We start from the raw sequence: 22,118 nt of genomic DNA on the forward strand, positions 1-22,118 counted from the left end.
CACGGGCCAGGCGCACGGCGTAGTCGAGCACCTGGTCGTCCAGCGCCAGGTCGCTGGCGATCTTCTGCAGGGCGAGCACGTCCTTGGCCTGCAGCAGGGTGCGCAGCGGGCTGACTTCGAGCATGTCGGCCTTGGCCGAGCGGGTCACCTGGCGCACCATGCTCAGCTCTTCGTCCTGCGCCGGATAGTCCATGCGCAGCTTGAGCATGAAGCGGTCAAGCTCGGCTTCCGGCAGCGGGTAGGTGCCTTCCTGTTCGATGGGGTTCATGGTGGCCAGCACCATGAAGGGCAGCGGCACGGCCAGAGCGCGACCTTCCAGGGTCACCTGGCGCTCCTGCATCACTTCCAGCAGGGCGGCCTGGGTCTTGGCCGGGGCACGGTTGATTTCGTCGGCCAGCAGCAGGTTGGTGAACACCGGCCCCTTGCGCAGCTTGAACTGCTCGCTCTGCATGTCGTACACGGCGTGGCCGGTGACGTCGCTGGGCATCAGGTCCGGGGTGAACTGGATGCGTGCGAACTCGCCGCCGAAGCAGCGGGCCAGGGCACGTACCAGCAGGGTCTTGCCGAGGCCCGGCACGCCCTCGACCAGCACATGGCCGCCGGCGATCAGGGCGGTCAGCACGTCATCGATGACCGCGCTCTGACCGACCACCGCCTTGCGCAGCTCGGCCCGCAGGGCCTGGGCCAGGGCGCTGGCGCGCTGACGTTGTTGCGCCTGCGGGTTGCTTGGGGGCACCGCCGCCGGGGCGTCGCTGACCGGGGTGTTTTCGCTATCGGGCGTCTGTTCGCTCATCATAGGGCGTTCCTGAGGGTTTGCAGGTGGGCGACCTGGCGGGTGAAGTCGCTGGCGGATAGGCGCTGCGGCGGCAGTGGGCGCATGGCCTGGCTGATGTCCTTGGCGGGAAGACGGGTGAGGCGGCCGAGCACCTGCCACTGTTCGGCCACCGCGAGCTTCTCGAAGCCGGGATAGCGGCGCCGCGCGCGGCGGGCGATGTCCTGTTGCAAGCCCTTGAGCAGGCTGTGCTGACCGCTGCGGCGCAGCAGGAAGTCGGCGCTGCCGCGCAGGTGTTCTTCCAGTTGCCGGCGCGCGCGGCTGGCCGGTGCCTGCAACGGGCCGTGGCGCATGCCGACGTGCCAGAGCAGGGCGACGAGCAACAGGGCCAGCAGCACCAGCGCCAGTGGGAAATGGCGCAGCAGCAGGCTAGCCAGGGCGTCGCGTTCGGCGTGGTAGAGCAGGGTGACGGCACTGTCCTGGCCGAGATACCAGAGCAGCCAGGCGTGGTCGTATTCATCGATGTTGCGGTTCTGCCAGATCCACGGGTCGCTGAGCACGGTGATCAGACCGTCGCCATGGTACAGCTGCAGCAGGTGGGTGGCGGCGTCGCTGTTGGCCCAGGCATGGGCGCGGTTCTGCGAGTCGAACAGGTGGAAGTCGGTATCGAAGGCGATATAGGCGGGCGCGTCTTCGTTTTCCAGGTAGAGCTTGGTCAGCTGGGGATAGGCCTCGCCTTCTTCATGCCCTTCCTCCGTTTCGCCGCCATCCTCCTCATCCAGCTCGTCGCTCATGTACTGCTGGATGCCGAGCAGATCGAGCAGCAGGTCGCCGCTCTTGCCCTCTTCCTCGTCCCACAGGCGCTCGGCGATGAACAGCAGATGGCCGCCATTGGCCGTCCATTGCAGGACGCGCTCCACCTGGCGCGGCGTCATGTTGCTGCGATCGGCCAGCAGCATGAGGGTCTGGCCCTGGCTGGGCAGGCCGTCCAGCACCTCGAGGCCCTCGGCGCGCTGGGCCTTGAGGCCCTGCTTGCGCAAAAAATGTTCGGCGGCCAGATAGGGGCTGCTGGCGACCTCGGGGGCGGGGCCGTGCTCGACCACATCTTCGTAGGGCTCCAGCTTGCCCAGCAGGTAGCTGGCGAGCAGGCCCAGCATCAGCAGCAGGACCAGACTGAGGATGAATCCGGCGCGCCGACTCATGCTGCGCGCTCCTGGCCGAACAGTTCGCGCCAGCCCTGGCACAGGCCCTGGCGCAGGGCCTCGGCGGGCAGACGGTGGCCGTAAGCCAGGGCCTGCCAGTGGCCGGTGAGCTGACGGCTGTAAGCTTCCAGCTCCTGCTGCTGCAGGGCTTCGACCAGATGCAGCACCTCGCCTTCGGTGTGCGACTGCTTCAGCGGCAGGCGATGCTCATGCAGCAGGCGGCTGAGCAGGGCACGATAGAGCAGGCCGAGCGCAGCCCGCGGTTGTTCGGGCCACAGGCGTTCGGCTTCGCTGGCGACATCCTCGGGCAGGCTTTCCGGCGCCAGTTCGAGGCCGAACAGCTGCTCCGGCGCGGCCAGCTTGCGCCGGCTCGGCAGGCCCAGGCGCTCGCCGAAGGTCTGCAACCATTCCCGATAGCGCCACAGGACGAAGGCCAGCAGGGCGGCGAGTGCGGCCCACAGCAGGACCTCGAAGACCTGCGCGACGATATCCAGGCTTTTCCACCATTCGCCGAGCTTGAGCAGGTTCTTGATCATCTCGAGGAAGGCTTCGACATCTTCCGGTTTGGGTTCCTCGGCAGGCTTCTCTTCGCCCAGGCGCCAGCGGGTGACGGTTTCGCGGTGCTGGAACGGCGGCTCGTCGAGCAGCGCCTCGATGCTGGCGCGTGCGGCCTGGCTGGTCAGCGGTTGCTTGAGCAGGCGCGGCGCATCCGGGCCCTGTGGGTCCGCCTGCTCGCTGGTCGCAGGCTGCGGCTCGGCCCAGGCGGTGTTCGGTAGTTGCGTCAGCAGCAGGGCGGCGCCGAGCAGCACGGCGTAGGCGCTGCCGGTCAGGCGCTGGCGCAGGCGGCGGAAGATCAGCTCGATGTCCCAGGCTTCCAGCGCGGTGCGGCGATTGAGGTAGAGGGTGAAGCCGCAGGCCACGTAGACCGGCTCCCAGACGATCAGCAGCAGCACGTAGAGCAGGTTGGACAGGTGCTCCAGCCATAGCCACTGGCCGCTGCTGGCGGCGATCAGGGTTTCCCAGCTCCAGTCCAGTTCCACCTGCTGCGGCAGCATCAGGTAGAACAGCGCGACCAGCCCCAGCCACAGGGCGATTTCCAGGTGCACACCGACCAGGGTCAGCCAGGTGGCGGCGCCGCTATCGCGCTGGCCCAGGACGATCAGGCGCTGGCTGCGCGCCTGGCCCGCCAGCCCTTCGAGTTGCAGCACCGGCAGATCGAAGCTGCGTGTCGGGCTCAGACGGCGCCAGGTCAGGCTGGCCAGCAGTTGCGGTTTGAGCAGGCGCGGCAGGGCGCGCAAGGCCTGCTTCAGCGAGGGGGTGTTGCCGAACAGCGCCTGCGACAGGATATACAGCGGCAGGCGTTCGTAAGCCGGCTTGAGCCACCAGAACAGGAAGATGGCCCAGCCCGGATACTGCCAGAGCAGGGCGCAGAGCAGGGCGAACAGCGGCACTGTGACCAGCGTCCAGCTGGCCATCAGCAGGCCGGCATGACGCCGGGCGAGCAGTACGCCGAGGTCGATGGCTTCCCAGGCGGTGCGCGGGCGGATGGCCACGCTGGCTTCAGTCAGGCGCATGCTGCCTCCGTCCGGCCAGCAGCAGATAGCTCAGCACCAGTGCCCACAGCCCGCTGCCGACTGCATATTTGACGGTCGGGCTGGCGAAGGTGGTAGACGACCAGAAGGCCTCGATGAAGGCGGCCAGCAGCAGGAACAGGATCACCCCGGCCACCAGCTGGATCGCCTTGCCGGCCGCCAGGCGCAGGGCCTCACCGCGCGGCAGGCGACCCGGTGCCAGCAAGGCCCAGCCGAGCTTGAAGCCGGCGGCGCCGGCCAGGGCGATGGCGGTTAGTTCGAAGGCGCCGTGGCCGATGACGAAGGACCAGAAGGGCTCGCCATAGCCGATGCGGGTCAGATGGCCGGCTACCGAGCCGATCATCAGGCCGTTGAACAGCAGGAAGAACAGGCTGCCGAGACCCAGCAGCAGGCCGCTGGCGAAGGTCTGAAAGGCGATGCCGATGTTGTTCATGATGTAGAAGCCGAACATCACCCAGTCTTCGCCGGAGCCGCGCTCGCTGAACCGACCGAGGCGGCGCGCGTCAGGGTCGTACATGCGCTCCATTTCGCTGACCTGGTCGGGGTCGATCAGGCTGTAGATCAGTTCGGGATACAGGTAGGTCAGCAGGCCCATCGCTGCCAGGCTGCCGAAGAACAGCAGGCTGGCCACGCAGACGCTGCGCCATTCGGCGCGTACCAGACGCGGAAAGCCGCCGAGCAGAAAGCGAATCAGCTGGGCACCGAGGTGGCTGCGGTGGCGGTAGAACTGCTGATGGCCGCGCATCGCCAGTTGCTGCAGTTGATCGATCAGGTGGCTGCTGTAGCCACGTGCCTGTGCCAGCGCCAGGTGCTGGCAGAGTTGCCGGTAATTGGCGGCGAAGCGGGTGCAGGCCTGCTGCTGGTTCTTGTCCTTGCCCCGCTCGAGTGCTTCGAGTTGTGCGGAGAAGGCGTTCCAGTCGGCCTGATGACGGCTTTCGAACAGGCTCTGTTTCATGGCGCCGTTCCCAGCAGGCCACGGGCGATGCCGTTCAGGCGCACTTCCGCCTGTTCGGCGGGCACCTGCAGCGGCTCGGCCAGCAGGGCGGCCAGTTCGGCGCGGCGCGCCGCGGACAATTGCGCGCCGCGTTCGGCGAAACCGAGCAGGGCGCGTTGTTCGCCGAGGGTCAGCGCAAAGGGCGTCGGCAGCGGTTCGGCCTCCGGCAGTTGCGGGCGCGTCAGGGGAGCGTCGCGATAGACCACCAGGGTGCCGGCGGCGATATCGCCGAGGCGCTTGAAGGCGGGATGGTTCAGGCAGCTGAGAATGCCCAGGGTGTAACCGAACGGCAGGATGTCGACGAAGCGCAGCAGGTTGCGGGTCAGTGAAGCGGCCCAGCCGATTGGCGTGCCGTCATCATGTACCACGCGCAGGCCGAGCATCTGTTTGCCGGGCGAGCGCCCCTGGTTGAGTACCTCGAACAGCACCATGTACCACCAGGTGACCAGAAACAGCAGGATGGTGCCCAGGCCCATGCCGAACTGTCCGAGCAGGCCAAGCACGATGAACATCACCAGCAGAAGCAGGCCGCGGATGGCCAGGTCGATGGCGAATGCCAGGGCACGCGGCACCAGACCGGCCGGCCGCAGATGCAGATCGATGCCTTCCGGCGTTTCGACCTGATAGCGCGTATCCAAGGGGGGCTGGCTAAGCGAAAGCTTGGCGCTTGAGCGTGAGGGCATCGGCGGACTGCATCAGAGAAAGCCCGATGCTAGCGAGCAGCGGGACACGAACGCAACCGGGCCAGCGAACTGGCCCGGAACGTCGGCTTATTGAGCGGCGGGCAGTACGCCGAAGATGGTGCGATAGAGCACACCCATGGCGATGACCATCAGCGGAATGGTCCAGACCAGGCCGATACCCAGGGGAATGGCGCTGACCATGACGATCAGGCCGAGCAGCAGGAACAGGCCGAAGACCTTGAACCAGTGCTGGGTGATGGCCTTGCGCGAGGCTTCCAGCGCCTGCCAGGGGCTCAGGCCGCGCTCGACCACCAGGGGGATCGCCAGCAGGTAGGCCACGCCCAGGTAGATGCCGGGAATCAGCAGCAGGAACATGCCCAGGTAGATCAGCAGCATCATCACCACCGCGGTGATGACCAGCGGCACGGTGCGGCCAAAGTGGCTGAAGATCTCGTTGAAGCTGATCGGTTGGTCGGCGGCGCGGCGGATGCCCACCATGTTGATACCGGCCATGAAGGGATAGGCCAGCGCCGAAGCCAGCAGCGAAATCACAATCTCGCCGACGAACGTCAGGAACAGGTTTTCGCTGAGGGCACCGAAGATGCCGATGACGCCGCCAAGAATCAGGGTGGCCAGCATCAGCACGACGTAGAACACCAGAAAACCGCCGATGATGATGCCCTTGGTGCCTTTTACCCTGTTCCAGGACTCGCTGATCAGCTCGCCGATGCTGAAGTCGTAACCGCGTGCCAGCGCTTCTTCGATGCTCGGAACCTGGTCGCCAGTGGTCTGCTGCAGGTTGCTGGCGGGGGCTGCGTAGGGATTGGGGGTGATTGCGTCACTCATGGCGGCGTCCTTGTACATAGAGTGGAGGGGTGGCCATGCTAGTGCTACTGGCATTTGGCCTACAAGCGGCGCGTCGCGGGGCATGCAGCCGATGTGCACTGGTTCAAGCTTTGCCCGCAGCGAAGCGCTCGGACTTGAATGATAGACTGCCTGGCCACCGTGCACAGGGGAACCGCGTGACTTCCAGCATTTTCTGGTACGACTACGAGACCACCGGCATCAATCCGCGCTGCGACCGTCCGTTGCAGGTGGCCGGCATCCGCACCGACGAGGCGCTCAACGAGATCGGCGAGCCGCTGAACATCTACTGTCGGCCCAGCGACGATATTCTGCCGCACCCGGCTGCCTGCCTGGTGACCGGCATCGATCCGCAGCGGTTGCAGCAGTTGGGGCTGGACGAAGGCGAGTTCGTCACCCGGGTGCACGCCGAGCTGTCCGCACCGGGCACCTGCGGCGCCGGCTACAACAGCCTGCGCTTCGATGACGAGGTGACGCGCTACAGCCTCTACCGCAACTTCTTCGACCCCTATGCCCGTGAATGGCAGGGCGGCAACAGCCGCTGGGATCTGATCGACCTGGTGCGCACTGCCTACGCGCTGCGTCCCGAGGGCATCGAGTGGCCGCAGGAGGAGGGGCGTGTCAGCCTCAAGCTGGAGCGGCTGACCCAGGCCAACGGCATCGATCACGGTCAGGCGCACGATGCATTGTCCGATGTGCGCGCCACCATCGGTCTGGCGCGCCTGTTGCGCGAACGCCAGCCGCGGCTATACGACTTTCTTTACCAGTTGCGCAGCAAGCAGCGGGTGATGGACCAGATCCGTCTGCTGCAGCCGCTGCTGCATGTATCCGGGCGCTTCTCCGCGGCCCGTCACTATCTGGCGCCGGTGCTGCCGCTGGCCTGGCATCCGCGCAATCGCAATGCCCTGATCGTCTGCGATCTGCAGGCCGACCCCGCACCCCTGCTGGAACTGGACGCCGACACCTTGCGCGCCCGCCTGTACACCCGCCGCGAGGATCTGGCCGAACACGAGGCGCCGGTGCCGCTGAAGTTGCTGCATATCAACCGTTGCCCGGTAGTTGCGCCGCTGTCCGTGCTGCGTGATGCCGACAGGCAGCGTCTGCAGCTGGACTGGTCGGTATGCGAGCGCAACGTCGAGAGGCTCAAGGCGGCGCAGACGCTGTGGCAGGACAAGTTGCCGGCCATCTATCGCGAGGAGGCCTTCGCTGCCAGCGCCGACCCCGAACAGCAGCTCTATGACGGATTCATCGGCGACCGCGACCGGCGCCTGTGCGAGCAGGTGCGTAATGCCCAGCCGCAGGCTCTGGCCTCGCAGAGCTGGCCGTTCGACGATGCGCGCCTGCCGGAATTGCTGTTTCGCTACCGCGCACGCAACTTTCCCGAGAGTCTGTCGCCGACCGAGCAGCAGCGCTGGATGGAGTTTTGCCGTCTGCGTCTGAATGACGCGCAATACGGCGCGCCCAATACCCTGGCGCAGTTTCGGGCGGCGCTCGATGAACTCGCCGCTAGTTGTACGCCAAGCCAACTGCAACTTCTTCAGCAGTGGCAGGCGCATGCCCGGACACTACAGCAGCGCTATGGCCTGGAGTGGCCCGGCGAATAAAGTCAGAAAAGCTTCACACTGATGGAAAGATCGCTGCGGATGACGCGGCGGTCAGACCCGGGCAGCTCTCCGGCAACGCGCAGAAGAACAATCGCTGGCGAAAAAGTTTCCATGGCTGGGAACTTTTTCTACAGAACCCACGCTATTTACCGGCGGCCGGATGTGTATGGCTGTCCGCGTGATCAGGTAATTTTGCGATGGTCGCCGTGCGCCGATGAGTTGCCTGAAACTGCGCGGCATTGAGCATTCGAAAAGAGCGAGCCAATAAAAAACGCCAGCATGGCTGGCGTTTTTGGGTGTTGCGCAGGAATTAGCCCAGCAGGGTGGCCCAACCTTCGACCACGTCGGCGCCCCACTTGGCTTTCCACTCTTTCAGCGTCTTGTGGTTGCCGCCTTTGGTTTCGATCACTTCGCCGCTGTGCGGGTTCTTGTATTGCTTGACCTTGCGTGCGCGCTTGGTCGCAGCAGGCTTGGCGGCGCGAGCGCCCTTGCCGGTTTTGGCTTCAGGATCGAGCAGGGCAATGATGTCGCGCAGCGACTTCTGATATTCGCCCATCAGGGTGCGCAGCTTGCCTTCGAACTCCAGTTCTTTTTTCAGCTTGTCGTCTTGCGACAGGTTCTTCAGGCGCTCTTGCAGTTCCTTGATGGCTTCTTCTGTAGCGCGGTATTCGTTGATCAGCGACATGGGCAGTACCTTGGCGTGAATAAATTTCATAGGAGCAGTGGGGGCAATAATAGTCACGCGCAAATAACAAGTAAACACTCAAGCAAAAAATGCTGGCGCGCTAGTGCAACGCTTTGTGTCGGCAATTTGAAGTTAAGTTTGCCAAATATCATCCTGCGCAAAGTTCCCTATCGCTGTGCTCCCTGGCTTTTTCTGCGCTCTGCAGGCTCTTTCCAGACGCCTGCACTACTGCGGTTTCTCAGGCTTGTCGTTAGAATGGCGGACTTTTGCGCCGTCATTGGAGTTTTATATGCGCACCTTCAGATTGGTCATCGCCTGCCCGGACCGGGTCGGCATCGTTGCCAAAGTCAGTAATTTCCTGGCGACCTACAACGGCTGGATTACCGAAGCGAGCCATCATTCCGATACGCAAAGCGGTTGGTTCTTCATGCGCCATGAAATTCGTGCCGATTCGCTGCCATTCGACCTGGAAGGTTTCAAGCAGGCGTTCGCGCCGATCGCTCGCGAGTTCTCCATGGAGTGGCGCGTTACCGACTCGGCGCAGAAGAAGCGCGTGGTGCTGATGGCCAGCCGCGAATCGCACTGCCTGGCCGACCTGCTGCACCGCTGGCACAGCAACGAACTCGATTGCGACATCCCCTGCGTGATTTCCAACCACAATGACCTGCGCAGCATGGTCGAGTGGCACGGCATTCCTTACTTCCACGTGCCGGTCAATCCGCAGGACAAGGCACCGGCCTTCGCCGAGGTGGAACGCCTGGTCAAGGAACATGGCGCCGACGTAATCGTCCTGGCGCGGTACATGCAGATTCTGCCGCCGGCGCTGTGCAGCGAATACGCGCAGCGGGTGATCAACATCCATCACAGCTTCCTGCCGTCGTTCGTGGGGGCCAAGCCTTATCACCAGGCCTCGCTGCGCGGGGTCAAGCTGATCGGTGCCACCTCGCATTACGTCACCGAGGAGCTGGACGCCGGCCCGATCATCGAGCAGGACGTGGTGCGCATCACCCACCGTGACGATATCGAGGAAATGGTGCGCCTCGGCAAGGATGTGGAGAAGATGGTGCTGGCGCGTGGGCTACGCTATCACTTGGAAGATCGGGTTTTGGTCCACGACAACAAGACGGTCGTTTTCGACTGAGCTTGCCGCCCGGGCCGATCCGATGCACGTCAGAGGAGAATGCCCATGCTCAAATCCATCAAGGTGCGGGACTACATGACTCGCCATCTGGTGACTTTCAGATCGGATACCGATCTGTTCACCGCCATCAACCGACTGCTGGAGCACCGCATTTCCGGTGCGCCGGTGGTCGATTCCCAGGGCCATCTGATTGGTCTGCTGTCGGAGGGCGATTGTCTGCGAGGCATTCTCTCCGGGGCCTATTACGAGGCGACCGGCGGAACGGTCAGCACCTACATGACCACCGAGGTGGAGACGGTGACGCCGGAGGCCGACATCATCGAGTTGTCCGAGCGTTTTCTGCGGGGACGGCGGCGGCGTTTGCCGGTGATCGAGCACGGTCGTCTGGTGGGGCAGATCAGTCGCTGTGACGTGCTGCGCGCCGTCAAGGAATTCGCCCAGCACGAGCAGGGCACCCTGGAGGTAAGCTGATGGAGGTTCGCACGGCATGACCGATCCACTGGACAAGGCCACTTCCAAGGCGCCGCCGACCCTGGGCGAGGGCTGCGTGCGGCGATACGACCCCGATGCGCTGAGCGAACAGGACGGGACCGATTTCGCCGATGCGGCCGAACTGTGGCGGCAGTTGCAGGAACAGGCCGAAGACAAACCTGAGCATGAGCGATAACGAAGAAGGGCGCCGCGGCGCCCTTCTCGTTGTATGGAGGCTCAGATTCGGAAGCTGTCGACCAGCTGCTTGAGGCGCGCGGCCTGCTGTTCCAGATCGCCGCAGGCGCGCAGGGTGGCCTGCAGGTTTTCCACGCCCTCCTGGTTGAGGGTGTTGATCTCGATGATGTCCATGTTCAGCGACTCGATCACCGAGGTCTGCTCCTCGGTGGCGGTGGCCACCGACTGGTTCATCCCGTCGATCTCGCCGATACGGGCAGTCACCGTGCCCAGACGCTCGCCGGCCTGGTTGGCGATTTCCACGCTTTCCTCGCTGTAGCGCTGGCTTTCGGTCATGGTCGTGACCGATTCGCGCGAGCCGATCTGCAGTTCCTCGATCATCTTCTCGATTTCCTGCGCCGACTCCTGGGTACGGTGCGCCAGGTTGCGCACTTCGTCAGCCACCACGGCGAAACCACGCCCGGCCTCGCCGGCACGGGCCGCCTCGATGGCGGCGTTGAGCGCGAGCAGGTTGGTCTGCTGGGAGATGCTCTTGATCACTTCGAGGATCTGGCCGATGTCCACGGTCTTGCTGTTGAGCATCTCGATCTTGGCGCAGGCGTCGCTGATCTTGTGCGACAGCTCGCTCATGGAGTGAATCGCCTGCTGCACCACCTTGCCGCCGTCTTCGGCCTGGTGGCGGGCATCGGAGGCCTGGTTCGAGGCGTCGGCGGCGTTGCGCGCGATCTCCTGGGCGGCGGCACCGAGCTGGTTGATCGCCGCGGCGACGCTGTTGGTGCGGCTGGCCTGCTCGTCGGAGTTGGCCATCGAGGAGTTGGAGGCGCCCAGCACCAGCTTGGCCACTTCGTTGACTTGGACCGTGGCCGACGACACCTCGCGGATCGAGCTGTGGATACGTTCGACGAACTGGTTGAACGAGCGCGCCAGGGCGCCGAATTCGTCGTTGGACTGAATCGCCAGGCGCTTGGTCAGGTCGCCCTCGCCCTTGGCGATATCCTCCATGGCCTTGCCCATGGTGGTAAGCGGCTGCATCAGCACGCGGATCAGCAGGCCGAGCAGGGCGATGATCAGCACCACGGCGATCACCGTGGCGATGATGGCCGAGGCGCGGAACTCGGTGAGCATGGCATAGGCCTTGTCCTTGTCGATCGACAGGCCGATATGCCAGTTGACCGAGGGCAGGCCCTTGACCGGGGTGAAGGTGAGGATGCGGGTGTCGCCGTCGAGCTGCGCTTCGCTGAATTCGCTGCTGATGCGCGGGGTGTTCTGCGGATAGATGTCCTTGAGGTTCTTCATCACCAGGTTCTTGTCCGGGTGCACCAGAACCTTGCCGTCGGCGCTGACCAGGAAGGCGTAGCCGATGCCGTCGAAATCCAGCGCGTTGATGATGTTCACCAGCGTCTGCAGGCTGAGGTCGCCGCCCACCACGCCGGCCGGTCTGGCCGGCGTGGCGATGGTGATGATCAGCTCGCCGGTGGCCGCATCCACGTACGGCTCGGTGAGCGTGGTGCCGCCCGCCGCCATGGCGTCCTTGTACCAGGGGCGGACGCGCGGGTCGTAATCGGCGGGCATTTCCTCGTCCGGGCGCATGGTGAAACCGCCGCTTTCGGTGCCCAGATAGGTGAAGGCGAAGGAGGAGGTCAGCGCTTTCTGCTCCAGCAGCTTGACCACGCGATCCGGGCTGCTGTCATTGACTATGGTCTGCGCCGCGCTTTCCACCAGCAGGATGCGCCCCGACAGCCAGTTCTGGATATTGCTGGCGGTCACGTTGCCCATCTCCTGCAGGTAGCTCTCCAGGTCCTCGCGGATGGCGTTGCGTTGCAGGTAATCGTTGTAGAGGGTGAACAGGGAGAAGGCGACTATCACCACCAGCGATGCTGCGAGCAGAATCTTGTGGCTGAACTGCAGGTTTTTAGTCATGTTGTCTTGCGTCCGGTGGGCTCAGGAACCAGTCTTGGTGCCCACGCGCCCGCCAGGGGCGAGACTCGTGGGATGGGTATGGAAGGCAATACGCCTTTGGTCTGACCTTTAAGTCGGCATATCAGCAGTAAAGCTTTAACCCAGGGGATGGCAAGATGGCCGAAAATTCACAGTTCCTGCTTGGTGCTGGCAGCGATGGCCAGCCCGTCGGCCAGCCGTTGCGGCTGGCCAATCGTCACGGCCTGATCGCGGGGGCCACCGGCACCGGCAAGACGGTGACCCTGCAACGCCTGATCGAAACCTTCAGTGATGCCGGCGTGGCGGTGTTCGCCGCCGACGTGAAGGGCGACCTGTGCGGTTTGGGAGCGGCCGGTGCGCCGCAGGGCAAGGTGGCCGAACGTATCGCCAGCATGCCCTGGCTGGGCCATGTGCCGCAGGCCTACCCGTTGACCCTGTGGGACGTGCATGGGCAAAGCGGCCATCCGCTGCGTACCACCTTGAGCGAGATGGGGCCGCTGTTGCTCGGCGCGCTGCTGGAGCTGACCGACAGCCAGCAGGCTGCGCTCTACGCCGCGTTCAAGGTGGCGGATCGAGAGGGCTTGCTACTGCTCGATCTGAAGGACCTCAAGGCGCTGCTCGGCTACCTGAAGGACAACCCGCAGGTGCTCGGCGAGGACAGTGCGCTGTTCACCAGCACCTCGGCTCAGGCATTGCTGCGCCGCCTGGCCGGCCTGGAACAGCAGGGCGCCGAGGCGCTGTTCGGTGAGCCGGCGCTGCAACTGGAAGACCTGCTGTATCCGGATCGCGACGGCCGTGGGCGGATTCATCTGCTCGACGCCAGCCGCCTGGTGCACGAGGCACCCAAGGTCTACGCGACCTTCCTGCTATGGCTGCTGGCCGAACTGTTCGAACAACTGCCCGAGCGCGGCGACGCTGACAAGCCGGTGCTGGCGCTGTTCTTCGACGAGGCGCACCTGCTGTTCCAGGGTACGCCCAAGGCGCTGCAGGAACGTCTGGAACAGGTGGTGCGGCTGATCCGTTCCAAGGGCGTCGGGGTGTATTTCGTCACCCAGTCGCCGAGCGACCTGCCGGACGACGTGCTGGCCCAGCTCGGCCTGCGCATCCAGCATGGCCTGCGTGCCTTCACCGCCAGGGAGCAGAAGGCGCTACGCGCGGTGGCCGACGGTTTTCGTCCCAACCCTGCGTTCGACAGCCTGAGCGTGCTGACCGAACTGGGCATCGGCGAGGCGCTGGTCGGCACCCTGGAGGAAAAGGGTACGCCGGCCATGGTGCAGCGCGTGGCCATTGCGCCGCCGCAGTCGCGCATCGGCCCGTTGAACGAGAGTGAGCGCGCTGCGTTGGTCCGTCAGTCGAGCTTGGCCGGGTGCTACGACAAGCCCATCGACCGCGAGTCGGCCTATGAGCTGCTTACTGCACGTGCCGCGCAGGCCAGTGCCGAGGCGCCGGCTCAGGCAGGTGGGCGGCAGAAGGCCGCGGCGCAGGAGCAGGGCCTGGGCCAGATGGCCGGTGACCTGCTTGGCGGTGCGATGAAATCGGCGTTGCGTCAGGCCGCCAACCAGCTCGGCCGGCAACTGGTGCGCGGGTTGATGGGGTCGTTGATGGGCGGCAAGAGGCGTTAGGCTTTGTACGAAAAGTGCCTGCGCTCGGTGATGCTTCGTTAAAAACGGGTTCGGAATGCTCATTTACAGCTCGTAAACTCCGCTTCCTCACCCGTTTTTGTCTCGCCTGACCTTCGCTCGACCACTTTTTGTACAAACCCTAGCAGGCGAGGGTGCCATGCCGGGTGGGGATGTGGCCGCCCACCCTGCAAGGCCGTTTGACTCGAGGTCGATGATTCGCGGCGCTAGTCGTTGGCCGCGTCCCGTTTGTCCTGACGCTCTTTTTCGATTTTCTCGAGTTCTTTCTCGAAGGCCTGATCGAGCAGGCTGGGTTTCTTGCGCCAGGGTTTGCGGTCAGGGTCCGGCTGTGCGGCGTAGGTGATCACCTCGCCGCCGTATACATCCTTGTAACGCTGCGCCTGGCGCTCGAGTTCGGCGCGCAGTTCGTCTTTCGTCACTGGGTTTACCTATATGGTCTGATGATCGCGGCGACGCGTGAAACGCTCCGTTTCACTGCTGCGGTCGCCAAATCGATCCGGGATATTGCTTTTCTTTCGAGGGGACGAAACTTGGTGAAGTTCCGTAATTTATTTATTTCCCCTTTATCTTCAGTTAGTTATGTTTCGGTAACTTGACTTTGAAAACAGTTGCCGGGGGCAACTTGCGCGTATTATCGCGAAAGCTTCTCGAATGTCCAGCAATCAGCTCGCCAGGGCCTGGTACTGCAGCTCGAACTGCAACCTGCAGCTTTGCCCGGGGCCCAGCAGGTGCAGGCCTGGGCGCTGGGGCAGGTGGTGAGCATTGACCGGATGAGTGACGGGCTCGAAACAGAAGAAGTTCTGCTCGGGTGGGCAATACAACAGAAACAGATCGGTACCTTTGGCCCGGCAGCTAATGTGATAGCCGGCGTCCTGTTCAATGATGCGTGCGCAGCCCGGCCAGGCAGTAAAGGCATTGTCGACCAGTTGTCCGGGCAATCTGCCGGGCTCGCTGAAGTTCCAACTATCGGGCAGCGCTATCCATTGACTGGAAAGTTTGTCATCGCCACATAGCCATACGCCCTCGGAACTCGCCTGTAATTGGGTAGTGCTGCTGCGAGGAAAGTAGGGATGCAGGCCGAGCCCATACCAATTGGCTCGCGGCCCTTTGTGGGTCGCCTGCAATTGCAGACTCAGGCGGCCAGTGTCGAGGGTGATTTCCAGTCGCGCCCGATAGGCAAAGGGCCTCAGGCTGTCGAGCTGCAGGATGGCGCTGTCGGATGTCGCACTCACTATCTGCCAGGGCTGTTGCCAGGCGCTGCCATGTATCGGCAGGGCTTCATGATCAGTGTTGGCCGCGAGCGGTTGCCAGCCGTCCGGGGTTGCGAAGCCGCCACCGCCGATACGGTTGGACCAGGGCACCAGCGGGTAGCAGGCCAGGCGCCGCGGATTGCCGCTGGCCAGCGCGTGCGCGTCGCTAGGGCGCAACAGCGGACGGCCATCGGCGCGGCGAGTCCAGTTGACCAGGCTGGCGCCCAGGGCAGGGGCCAGGGTCAGCTCGGTGAGCGAATCACGCAGGGTCAGAAGCTGGGTTTGCATTTGCCGCTCCAAGGGCGGGATTGGTCGGGAATTCATAGTGTCATCGTACAACTGCTGGGCTATGATTGCGGGAAAGTCTTCATGTGAGAACTCGCCCACCATGGAAATGCAAAACACCCAACCTCGTGCTCGTCGCAAGCACCGCAGCCTGGCTCAGGAGCTGGTGGCCGAGCTGTCGCAGCGCATTCGCGATGGGGTGATCAAGCGCGGTGAAAAGCTGCCGACCGAGTCGGCGATCATGGAAGAGCAGGGCGTCAGCCGCACCGTGGTGCGCGAGGCGCTGTCGCGGCTGCAGGCCGCCGGCCTGGTGGAAACCCGCCACGGCATCGGTACCTTCGTGCTCGACACCCCGAGTGCCAGCGGTTTTCGCATCGACCCGGCGACCATCGTCACCCTGCGCGATATCCTGGCGATTCTCGAACTGCGCATCAGCCTGGAAGTGGAGTCCGCGGGCATGGCGGCGCAGCGGCGCAGCGAGGCGCAGCTCAAAGCCATCCGCGAGGCGCTGGATGCCATCAACGAGAGCGCGGCGCACGCCAGCGACGCGGTCTCCTCGGACTTCCAGTTCCATCTGCGCATCGCCGAGGCCACCGGCAACCGTTACTTCACCGATATCCTCAGCCATCTGGGTACCAGCATCATCCCGCGTACCCGGGTCAATTCCGCCAGCCTTGCGCGTGACGATCAGACCCACTATATGGCGCGGCTGGAGCGCGAGCACGAGCAGATCTTCGAGGCCATCGCCCGCCAGGATGCCGAGGCGGCGCGTGCAGCCATGCGTCTGCACCTGACCAACAGCCGCGAGCGTCTGCGTCAGGCGCATGAGGCGGCCGAGGCCGAGGCGCTGCACGGCTGAGCCACGGCTGCGGCCGTCTGTAGGCTGCGCTGTGCGCACCAGCTTGAGTGCGTAGTTCTCGCTGCGCACAACCTGGGCGCCCCGCGCACCTAGCGGCGGTAGGCCAGGGCGATGATGCCGCCGACCACGATCACCCCGCCGACCACCTGCAGGGCGCCGAGCAACTGGCCGAGGATCAGCCAGCCGAACAGCATGCCGGCCACCGGCTCCATGTTCATCACCGGCGCGTTGCGCGCGATGTCCAGGCGCGGCATGAGGATGAACAGCAGCGAGAAGGCGGTGCCGTAGAGCAGCACCAGCACCGCCAGGGCGATCCAGCCGGCCAGGGCGTTGGGCAGGCCGAGGCCGCCGGGCAGGGCGCCGCTGGCGCCAGCCAGGGCCGAAGCGCTGAACACCACCGCCATGGTCAGCATGCTGCGCACCCGTCCGGGCATGGCCGACAGACGATGCTCGGTGATCCACAGGGCCACGGCGAAAACCGCCGCCGCGGTCAGGCTGAACAGCACGCCTTCGACCCAGCGTTCGTCGCTGACGCCCTGGCCGGACAGGCGCGCCGGTACGTCCAGCACCAGCACCAGGCCGAACAGGATCACGCCCATGATCAGCGCCGCGCGGCGGGTCGGCGCCGGACCGCCGAGCAGCCAGGTGAGCAACGCCAGCAGGATCGGCGAGAGGTTCACCACCAGCAGCGCCAGGCCTACCGGAATGCGCGCCACCGCCGAGTAGATGCAGAAGCTCTGCACCGCGATCAGCAGGCCCAGCATCAATTGCCAGCCCCAGGTCTGGCGGCTCAGGCGCAGCGAGTCGCGTTGCCACAGCACCAGCACGGTGAGCACCAGGAAAGTCACCCCGGACCGGCAGAGAATCGCCAGCAGCAGACCGGCCTCATGATCGAAGGCGATGCGTGCGGCGATATGGTTGCCGGCGAAGGAGCAGGCCAGGGTGGCGAGGATCAGCGCGGCGATATGCCGGGGGAACGCGGGGGCAGGCATGGCGGGGTGTTACGTCCTTATAAAGCGAGAGCTGCCAGGCGGCGGCTCGAGGTGCATCGGTGTGATGAAAAAGCCGTTACAACACCACGCTCGGCAGCCATAGCGAGATGGCCGGGATATAGGTGACCGCCATCAGCACCGCGAACAGCGCAGCGTAGAACGGCAACAGCGCCTTGACCGTGGTCTCGATGCTGACCTTGCCGATGGCGGCGCCGACGAACAGCACCGCGCCCACCGGCGGCGTGATCAGGCCGATACCCAGGTTGACCAGCATGATCATGCCGAAGTGTACCGGGTCGACGCCGAAGGAGGTGACCACCGGTAGCAGAATGGGCGTGAGGATCAGGATCAGCGGCGCCATGTCCATCAGCGTGCCCAGCACCAGCAGCATGAAGTTGACGCACATGAGGATCACGTAGCGGTTGTCCGACAGGGTCAGGAAGGCCGTGGTGATCTTCGACGGAATCTGCATCAGGGTCATGATGTAGCCGAAGCTGGCGGCGAAGGCGATGAGGATCATCACGATCGACAGGGTGCGCACCGTGCGGTGCAGCATCTTCGGCAGTTCACTCCACTTGTAGTCGCGGTAGATGAACATGGTCACGAAGAAGGCCCAGACCACGGCCACCGCGGCCGACTCGGTGGCGGTGAACACGCCGCTGAGGATGCCGCCGAGGATGATCACCATGGTCATCAGGCCCCACAGCGCCTCGACGCAGATCTTCAGCGCCTGGCGCAGCGGAATCACCTCGCCCTTGGGGTAGTTGCGCTTGCGCGCGAACAGCAGGCACAGCGTGGCCATGGTGGCGCTGAGCAGCAGGCCCGGGCCGATGCCGGCGACGAACAGTGCGGCGATGGACACCGTGCCGCCGGCGGCCAGCGAGTAGATCACCGAGTTGTGACTGGGCGGGGTGAGCAGCGCCTGCACCGAGCCGGAGACGGTGACGGCGGTGGAGAATTCGCGCGGATAGCCCTTCTTTTCCATCTCTGGAATCAGCACCGAACCCACCGAGGCGGTGTCGGCCAGCGACGAGCCGGAGATGGCGCCGAAGAAGGTCGAGGCGGTGATGTTGACCAGCGACAGGCCGCCGCGGACGAAGCCGACCAGCACCCCGGCGAAGGCCACCAGGCGCCGCGCCATGCCGCCTTCGGCCATGATCGCGCCGGCCAGGACGAAGAAGGGGATGGCCAGCAGGGAGAATTTGTTCACGCCGCCGGCGATCTGGATCATCACCGCGTGCAGGGGAATCTCGATCCACCAGGCGCCGATCAGGGTGGCCAGGCCAAGGGCATAGGCGACCGGGACGCGCAACAGGATCAGGGCAATGAAGCTGCCCAGCAGAATGGCGGCATCCATTACACGGACTCCTTGGAATCTTCGCAGTTCTCGTAATCGACGACGCGGCGCTTGTGCTGGTCGCCGTAGAGCAGTTGCTCGATGACGAACAGCAGGGTGATCAGGCCGCCCAGGGGAATCGGTGCATAGCTGACGCCGACACGCATCCAGGTCAGGGTGCTGAGGTACTGGTTCCAGGTGGCGGCGCACAGCTTGTAGCCCCAGATCAGCATGAACAGGGCGATGGCGCCCATGGCCAGGCGTACGAACAGGGTGAGAAAGGGTTGTGCCACGTCGGGCAGGCGATCGCTCAGTACCTGTACGGCCATGTGCGCGCCGGCGCGGTAGCTGGCAGCGGCGCCGACGAAGGTGAACAGCACCATCAGCAGGATGGCGATGGGCTCGGGCCAGCCCAGGCCCTGGCCCAGTGCGTAACGGCTGAACACGCCCCAGGGGATGATCAGGGCCATGATCACGATGGCCAGGCCGGCGGTCGCGATACAGGCGCGGTAGATGACGTCATTGACGCCCAGAACCAGGTTTTTCATGAGACTTCACCGGTGGCGCGGCGCTGGCGAGGTGCCGGCGCCGCGCGCTTGCGCGTGGATTACTGAACGGCTTCGATGCGCTGGATGAGTTCGGCGAACTGCGCGCCGTACTTCTCACGGACCGGGGCGGTGGCGTCGTAGAAGGGCTTGGTGTCGACTTCGATGAACTCGACGCCTTCAGCCTTGAGCTTCTCGTCGCTGGCCTTTTCCTTGGCGACCCACAGGTCGCGCTCTTCCAGCTGGGTCTCTTTGGCCAGCTTCTTGACCAGTTCCTGCTGCTCGGGGGTGAGCTTGTTCCAGGTGGTCTTGGACATCAGCAGCGGCTCGGGGAGGATCAGGTGGTGGGTCTGGGTGTAATACTTGGCCGCACGGAAGTGGTTGTGCTCGAGCAGGGTCGGCGAGTTGTTCTCGGCGCCGTCGATCACACCGCTTTGCAGGGCGCTGAAGATTTCACCGGTGTCCATGGCGATGCCGTTGGCGCCCATGGCGTTGAGCGTGTCGATGAACAGCGGGTTGCCGATCACGCGGATCTTCATGCCCTTGAGATCTTCCAGCTTGTGCACCGGCTTCTTGGTATAGAGGCTGCGGCTGCCGGCTTCCATCCATGCCAGGCCGACCATGTTGAAGTCGGAGTTGGTGATGGCGTCGAGAATTTCCTGACCGATCTCACCGTCGACCACCTTGCGCATGTGGTCGATGTCGCGGAACACGAACGGCATGTTGAAGACGTTGGTGGCAGGTACCACCGGGCCGACCGAACCGAGGCTGACGCGGGTCAGCTGAACGGCGCCGATCTGGGTCTGTTCGATCACTTCCTTCTCGGAGCCCAGCACGCCGCCTGCGAACATGCGCGACTTGATTTCACCATTGGTGGCGGCTTCCAGTTTCTTGCCGAGGTTTTCCATGGCCACTACGGTCGGGTAGCCGGCAGGGTGGATTTCGGCAATTTTCAGGGTCGTCTCGGCCTGAACGAAGGAAGACAGGCCGAGCGCTAGCGGAAGTGTGGCGAGAAGCAACTTGCGTTTGAGGTTCATGCGGAACTCCATCTTGTTGTTGTTGGTAAGCAGCGTTGCAGCCGGTGCCGCGAATGGCCCGGGGTGAAGCGGATCAGGGGTCGAAGGCAGGCTCCTGGATACCACTCACGCCGGCCTTGAGGGCGAACACGCCGCCGGCCAGTGGCTGGTCGGTAAGGTCGCCGCCGGGGCGGATCGAGGTGACGAACAGGGTGTCCAGGTTGGCGCCACCGAAGGCGCACATGGCGGGCTTCTTCACCGGTACGGCCAGTGAGCGATCCAGGCGACCATCCGGTGTGAAGCGGTGCACCAGGCCTGCGTCGTTGCCGCAGATCCAGTAGCAGCCATCGACATCCACGGCGGCGCCGTCCGGCCGGCCGGGGTGCTGTTTCATGTCGATGAACAGGCGGCGGTTGTGCGGCGTGCCGCTGTCGGTGTCGTAATCGAAGGCCCACACGGCCTGCACGCTCGGGTGCGAGTCGGAGAGGTACAGCGTGCGGCCATCGGGGCTGAAGGCCAGGCCGTTGGGCACGACAAGATCGGCGAGGCATTCCTCCAGCTGACCGTCGAAGCGATACAAGGCGCCGACGGGGGCACCGGCAGCCATGTCCAGCAGCATGCTGCCGGCCCAGAAACGCCCCTGGCGGTCGCAGCGTCCATCGTTGAAGCGCATCTGCGGCCGGGCGTGTTCGACCTGCGCCAGGCGTGAGGCCTGCAGGCTGCCATCGTCCTGCGGATGCAGATGGAAGAGGCCGCTCTGCATGCCGGCCAGCCAGCCGCCGGCCGGGTGGCGGGCGATGCAGGCGAGCATTTCCCCCGCCTGCCAGCTCCGGCTGCTGGCATCGCGCAGGCTCCAGCGATGCAGGCGTGCGGCGGGAATGTCGACCCAGTACAGGGCCTGTTCGGCGGCGTGCCACACCGGGCTTTCGCCGGTGGCGTTGCGGGCATCGAGGATCAGTTCGGCTTGCATGGCGGTTCGTCGCTCGCTGTTGTTCCGGGTTCTCGCGTCGGGCCTGCTGGGGCTTTCAATCGTCGCCGAAGGGCCCCGCGGCAACGAAGGCGCCGCCCTGATAGATGCGCGCCGGATCGTCGGCGGCCGGCATGGGTTGCGCCTCCACCTTGTCGCGGAACACGTCCGAGCTGTCCTTGGGCGTGAAGCCCAGGTGCGTGGCCTGGCTGTTGTCCCACCACACCTCGCGGTTATCCGACATGCCGTAGACCACGGTGTGGCCGACATTCGCGGTATAGAGGGCGCGTTCGATCAGCTGGGTGAGATCGTCATAGCTAAGCCAGGTGCTCAGCATTCGGCGGTTGGCCGGCTCGGGGAAGGAGGAGCCAATGCGGATGCTCACGGTCTCGATGCCGTAGCGGTCGAAATAGAAGCTGGCCATGTCCTCACCGTAGGACTTGGACAGCCCGTAGTAGCCGTCCGGCCGGCGCGGAGAATGGGCGTCGAGGCGCTCGTTCTGCTTGTAGAAACCGATCACATGGTTGGAGCTGGCGAACACCACGCGCTTCACGCCATGGCGGCGGGCCGCTTCGTAGATGTGGAACACGCCGCAGATGTTGGCGCCGAGAATTTCCTCGAATGGGCGCTCGACCGAGACGCCGCCGAAATGCACGATGGCATCGACGCCTTCGACCAGTTGCTGCACGCCGGCCTTGTCGGCCAGATCGCAGTGCACCACTTCTTCGTGTGGGCCTTCGGCCGGCGCCATCTCGCCGATATCGGACAGACGCAGGACATTGGCGTAGGGGCGCAGGCGCTGGCGCAGTACCTTGCCCAGGCCACCGGCGGCACCGGTGAGCAGCAGGCGATTGAAGGGGCGAAGCTCGCTGGGAGTGGTGGTCATGGCGGGGCCTGGGCTCTTGTCGCTTGTTGTTTTTTGGTGTCATACGTTGTCGTATGACTTGGGTCGATTATCTGCAGCAAGCAGGGCGATGTCAACGCCAGGCAGCCGTGGATTTCAAGCTGTACCCTGCGCCCGGTCATGGGAGGCTAGTGCCTGCCTGGCGTATTCAGCGTTCAGCTGAACGCAGGAGTCGGACCGCTC

22 protein-coding genes are annotated in these 22,118 nt (G+C 64.5%); 6 read left to right on the forward strand and 16 right to left on the reverse strand.

Going from position 1 to position 22,118, the window contains the following annotated elements:
- The 6 genes from N7333_RS16390 to N7333_RS16415 all read right to left on the reverse strand — a co-directional run.
- Positions 1–793 (reverse strand): AAA family ATPase (locus N7333_RS16390; protein ID WP_279859091.1); only part of this gene is annotated, 793 nt, incomplete at its 3' end.
- On the reverse strand, positions 793–1,974 hold the full coding sequence (locus N7333_RS16395; protein ID WP_129481672.1) for a DUF4350 domain-containing protein: 1,182 nt from the start codon (positions 1,972–1,974) through the stop codon (positions 793–795). The genes N7333_RS16390 and N7333_RS16395, both read right to left, overlap by 1 nt.
- Positions 1,971–3,548, reverse strand: coding sequence for a DUF4129 domain-containing protein (locus tag N7333_RS16400; RefSeq protein ID WP_129481671.1), 1,578 nt, complete (start codon positions 3,546–3,548; stop codon positions 1,971–1,973). The genes N7333_RS16395 and N7333_RS16400 overlap by 4 nt, the downstream gene beginning before the upstream one ends.
- A complete protein-coding gene (locus N7333_RS16405; protein WP_129481670.1) occupies positions 3,535–4,521 on the reverse strand; it encodes a stage II sporulation protein M in 987 nt (328 codons plus the stop codon). Before N7333_RS16405 ends, N7333_RS16400 begins: the two co-directional genes overlap by 14 nt.
- Entirely contained in the window at positions 4,518–5,243 is a 726-nt protein-coding gene (locus N7333_RS16410; protein WP_036987295.1) for an RDD family protein, read from the reverse strand. The genes N7333_RS16405 and N7333_RS16410 overlap by 4 nt, the downstream gene beginning before the upstream one ends.
- 87 nt (positions 5,244–5,330) lie before the next feature.
- Complete coding sequence (locus N7333_RS16415) at positions 5,331–6,089, reverse strand: hypothetical protein (protein WP_012019398.1); 759 nt, start codon at positions 6,087–6,089, stop codon at positions 5,331–5,333.
- Positions 6,090–6,265: 176 nt separating this feature from the next.
- Here N7333_RS16415 and sbcB point away from each other — a divergent pair, with 176 nt between their 5' ends.
- Positions 6,266–7,711, forward strand: coding sequence for an exodeoxyribonuclease I (sbcB, locus tag N7333_RS16420; protein WP_129481669.1), 1,446 nt, complete (start codon positions 6,266–6,268; stop codon positions 7,709–7,711).
- Between the two features lie 310 nt (positions 7,712–8,021).
- Here sbcB and mvaT read toward each other — a convergent pair whose 3' ends face one another.
- A complete protein-coding gene (gene mvaT, locus N7333_RS16425) occupies positions 8,022–8,396 on the reverse strand; it encodes a histone-like nucleoid-structuring protein MvaT (RefSeq protein ID WP_003246009.1) in 375 nt (124 codons plus the stop codon).
- Positions 8,397–8,685: 289 nt separating this feature from the next.
- Here mvaT and purU point away from each other — a divergent pair, with 289 nt between their 5' ends.
- Genes purU through N7333_RS16440 form a run of 3 tightly spaced genes read left to right on the forward strand, consistent with a single transcriptional unit; the run spans position 8,686 to position 10,204 of the window.
- Positions 8,686–9,537, forward strand: coding sequence for a formyltetrahydrofolate deformylase (purU, locus tag N7333_RS16430; RefSeq protein ID WP_279859093.1), 852 nt, complete (start codon positions 8,686–8,688; stop codon positions 9,535–9,537).
- A 45-nt stretch (positions 9,538–9,582) separates the two neighbouring features.
- Positions 9,583–10,008 (forward strand): CBS domain-containing protein, encoded by a 426-nt coding sequence (locus tag N7333_RS16435; RefSeq protein WP_195881891.1) that lies wholly within the window; start codon positions 9,583–9,585, stop codon positions 10,006–10,008.
- A 16-nt stretch (positions 10,009–10,024) separates the two neighbouring features.
- On the forward strand, positions 10,025–10,204 hold the full coding sequence (locus N7333_RS16440; protein ID WP_003246002.1) for a hypothetical protein: 180 nt from the start codon (positions 10,025–10,027) through the stop codon (positions 10,202–10,204).
- A gap of 41 nt (positions 10,205–10,245) precedes the next feature.
- On the opposite strand, the gene N7333_RS16445 is transcribed toward N7333_RS16440, so the two are convergent.
- Positions 10,246–12,123, reverse strand: a complete 1,878-nt coding sequence (locus tag N7333_RS16445) for a methyl-accepting chemotaxis protein (RefSeq protein ID WP_012019395.1) — start codon at positions 12,121–12,123, stop codon at positions 10,246–10,248.
- A 155-nt stretch (positions 12,124–12,278) separates the two neighbouring features.
- Here N7333_RS16445 and N7333_RS16450 point away from each other — a divergent pair, with 155 nt between their 5' ends.
- On the forward strand, positions 12,279–13,763 hold the full coding sequence (locus N7333_RS16450; RefSeq protein WP_279859094.1) for a helicase HerA-like domain-containing protein: 1,485 nt from the start codon (positions 12,279–12,281) through the stop codon (positions 13,761–13,763).
- A 224-nt stretch (positions 13,764–13,987) separates the two neighbouring features.
- On the opposite strand, the gene N7333_RS16455 is transcribed toward N7333_RS16450, so the two are convergent.
- Both N7333_RS16455 and N7333_RS16460 read right to left on the reverse strand, forming a co-directional pair.
- Complete coding sequence (locus N7333_RS16455; protein ID WP_003245995.1) at positions 13,988–14,200, reverse strand: hypothetical protein; 213 nt, start codon at positions 14,198–14,200, stop codon at positions 13,988–13,990.
- A 243-nt stretch (positions 14,201–14,443) separates the two neighbouring features.
- Entirely contained in the window at positions 14,444–15,319 is an 876-nt protein-coding gene (locus N7333_RS16460) for an aldose 1-epimerase (RefSeq protein WP_279859095.1), read from the reverse strand.
- A gap of 100 nt (positions 15,320–15,419) precedes the next feature.
- Between N7333_RS16460 and N7333_RS16465 the strand changes: the two genes are divergently transcribed.
- Positions 15,420–16,175, forward strand: a complete 756-nt coding sequence (locus N7333_RS16465) for a FadR/GntR family transcriptional regulator (RefSeq protein WP_003245991.1) — start codon at positions 15,420–15,422, stop codon at positions 16,173–16,175.
- Between the two features lie 89 nt (positions 16,176–16,264).
- Here N7333_RS16465 and N7333_RS16470 read toward each other — a convergent pair whose 3' ends face one another.
- From N7333_RS16470 to N7333_RS16495, 6 genes are all read right to left on the reverse strand, one after another.
- Positions 16,265–17,167: an EamA family transporter gene (locus N7333_RS16470; protein WP_279859096.1), complete on the reverse strand. Its 903-nt coding sequence runs from the start codon at positions 17,165–17,167 to the stop codon at positions 16,265–16,267.
- A 76-nt stretch (positions 17,168–17,243) separates the two neighbouring features.
- Positions 17,244–18,524, reverse strand: coding sequence for a TRAP transporter large permease (locus tag N7333_RS16475; RefSeq protein WP_012019392.1), 1,281 nt, complete (start codon positions 18,522–18,524; stop codon positions 17,244–17,246).
- Positions 18,524–19,051: a TRAP transporter small permease gene (locus N7333_RS16480; RefSeq protein WP_279859097.1), complete on the reverse strand. Its 528-nt coding sequence runs from the start codon at positions 19,049–19,051 to the stop codon at positions 18,524–18,526. The genes N7333_RS16475 and N7333_RS16480 overlap by 1 nt, the downstream gene beginning before the upstream one ends.
- 59 nt (positions 19,052–19,110) lie before the next feature.
- Positions 19,111–20,085: a TRAP transporter substrate-binding protein gene (locus tag N7333_RS16485; protein WP_279859098.1), complete on the reverse strand. Its 975-nt coding sequence runs from the start codon at positions 20,083–20,085 to the stop codon at positions 19,111–19,113.
- Between the two features lie 73 nt (positions 20,086–20,158).
- Positions 20,159–21,034, reverse strand: coding sequence for an SMP-30/gluconolactonase/LRE family protein (locus N7333_RS16490; protein WP_279859099.1), 876 nt, complete (start codon positions 21,032–21,034; stop codon positions 20,159–20,161).
- Positions 21,035–21,089: 55 nt separating this feature from the next.
- Positions 21,090–21,917, reverse strand: a complete 828-nt coding sequence (locus tag N7333_RS16495) for an NAD(P)-dependent oxidoreductase (RefSeq protein ID WP_279859100.1) — start codon at positions 21,915–21,917, stop codon at positions 21,090–21,092.
- Positions 21,918–22,118 lie beyond the last annotated feature (201 nt).

Origin of the sequence: Pseudomonas sp. GD04158, from assembly GCF_029834875.1 — a bacterium.
GTDB classification, from domain to species: Bacteria; Pseudomonadota; Gammaproteobacteria; order Pseudomonadales; family Pseudomonadaceae; genus Aquipseudomonas; species Aquipseudomonas hydrolytica.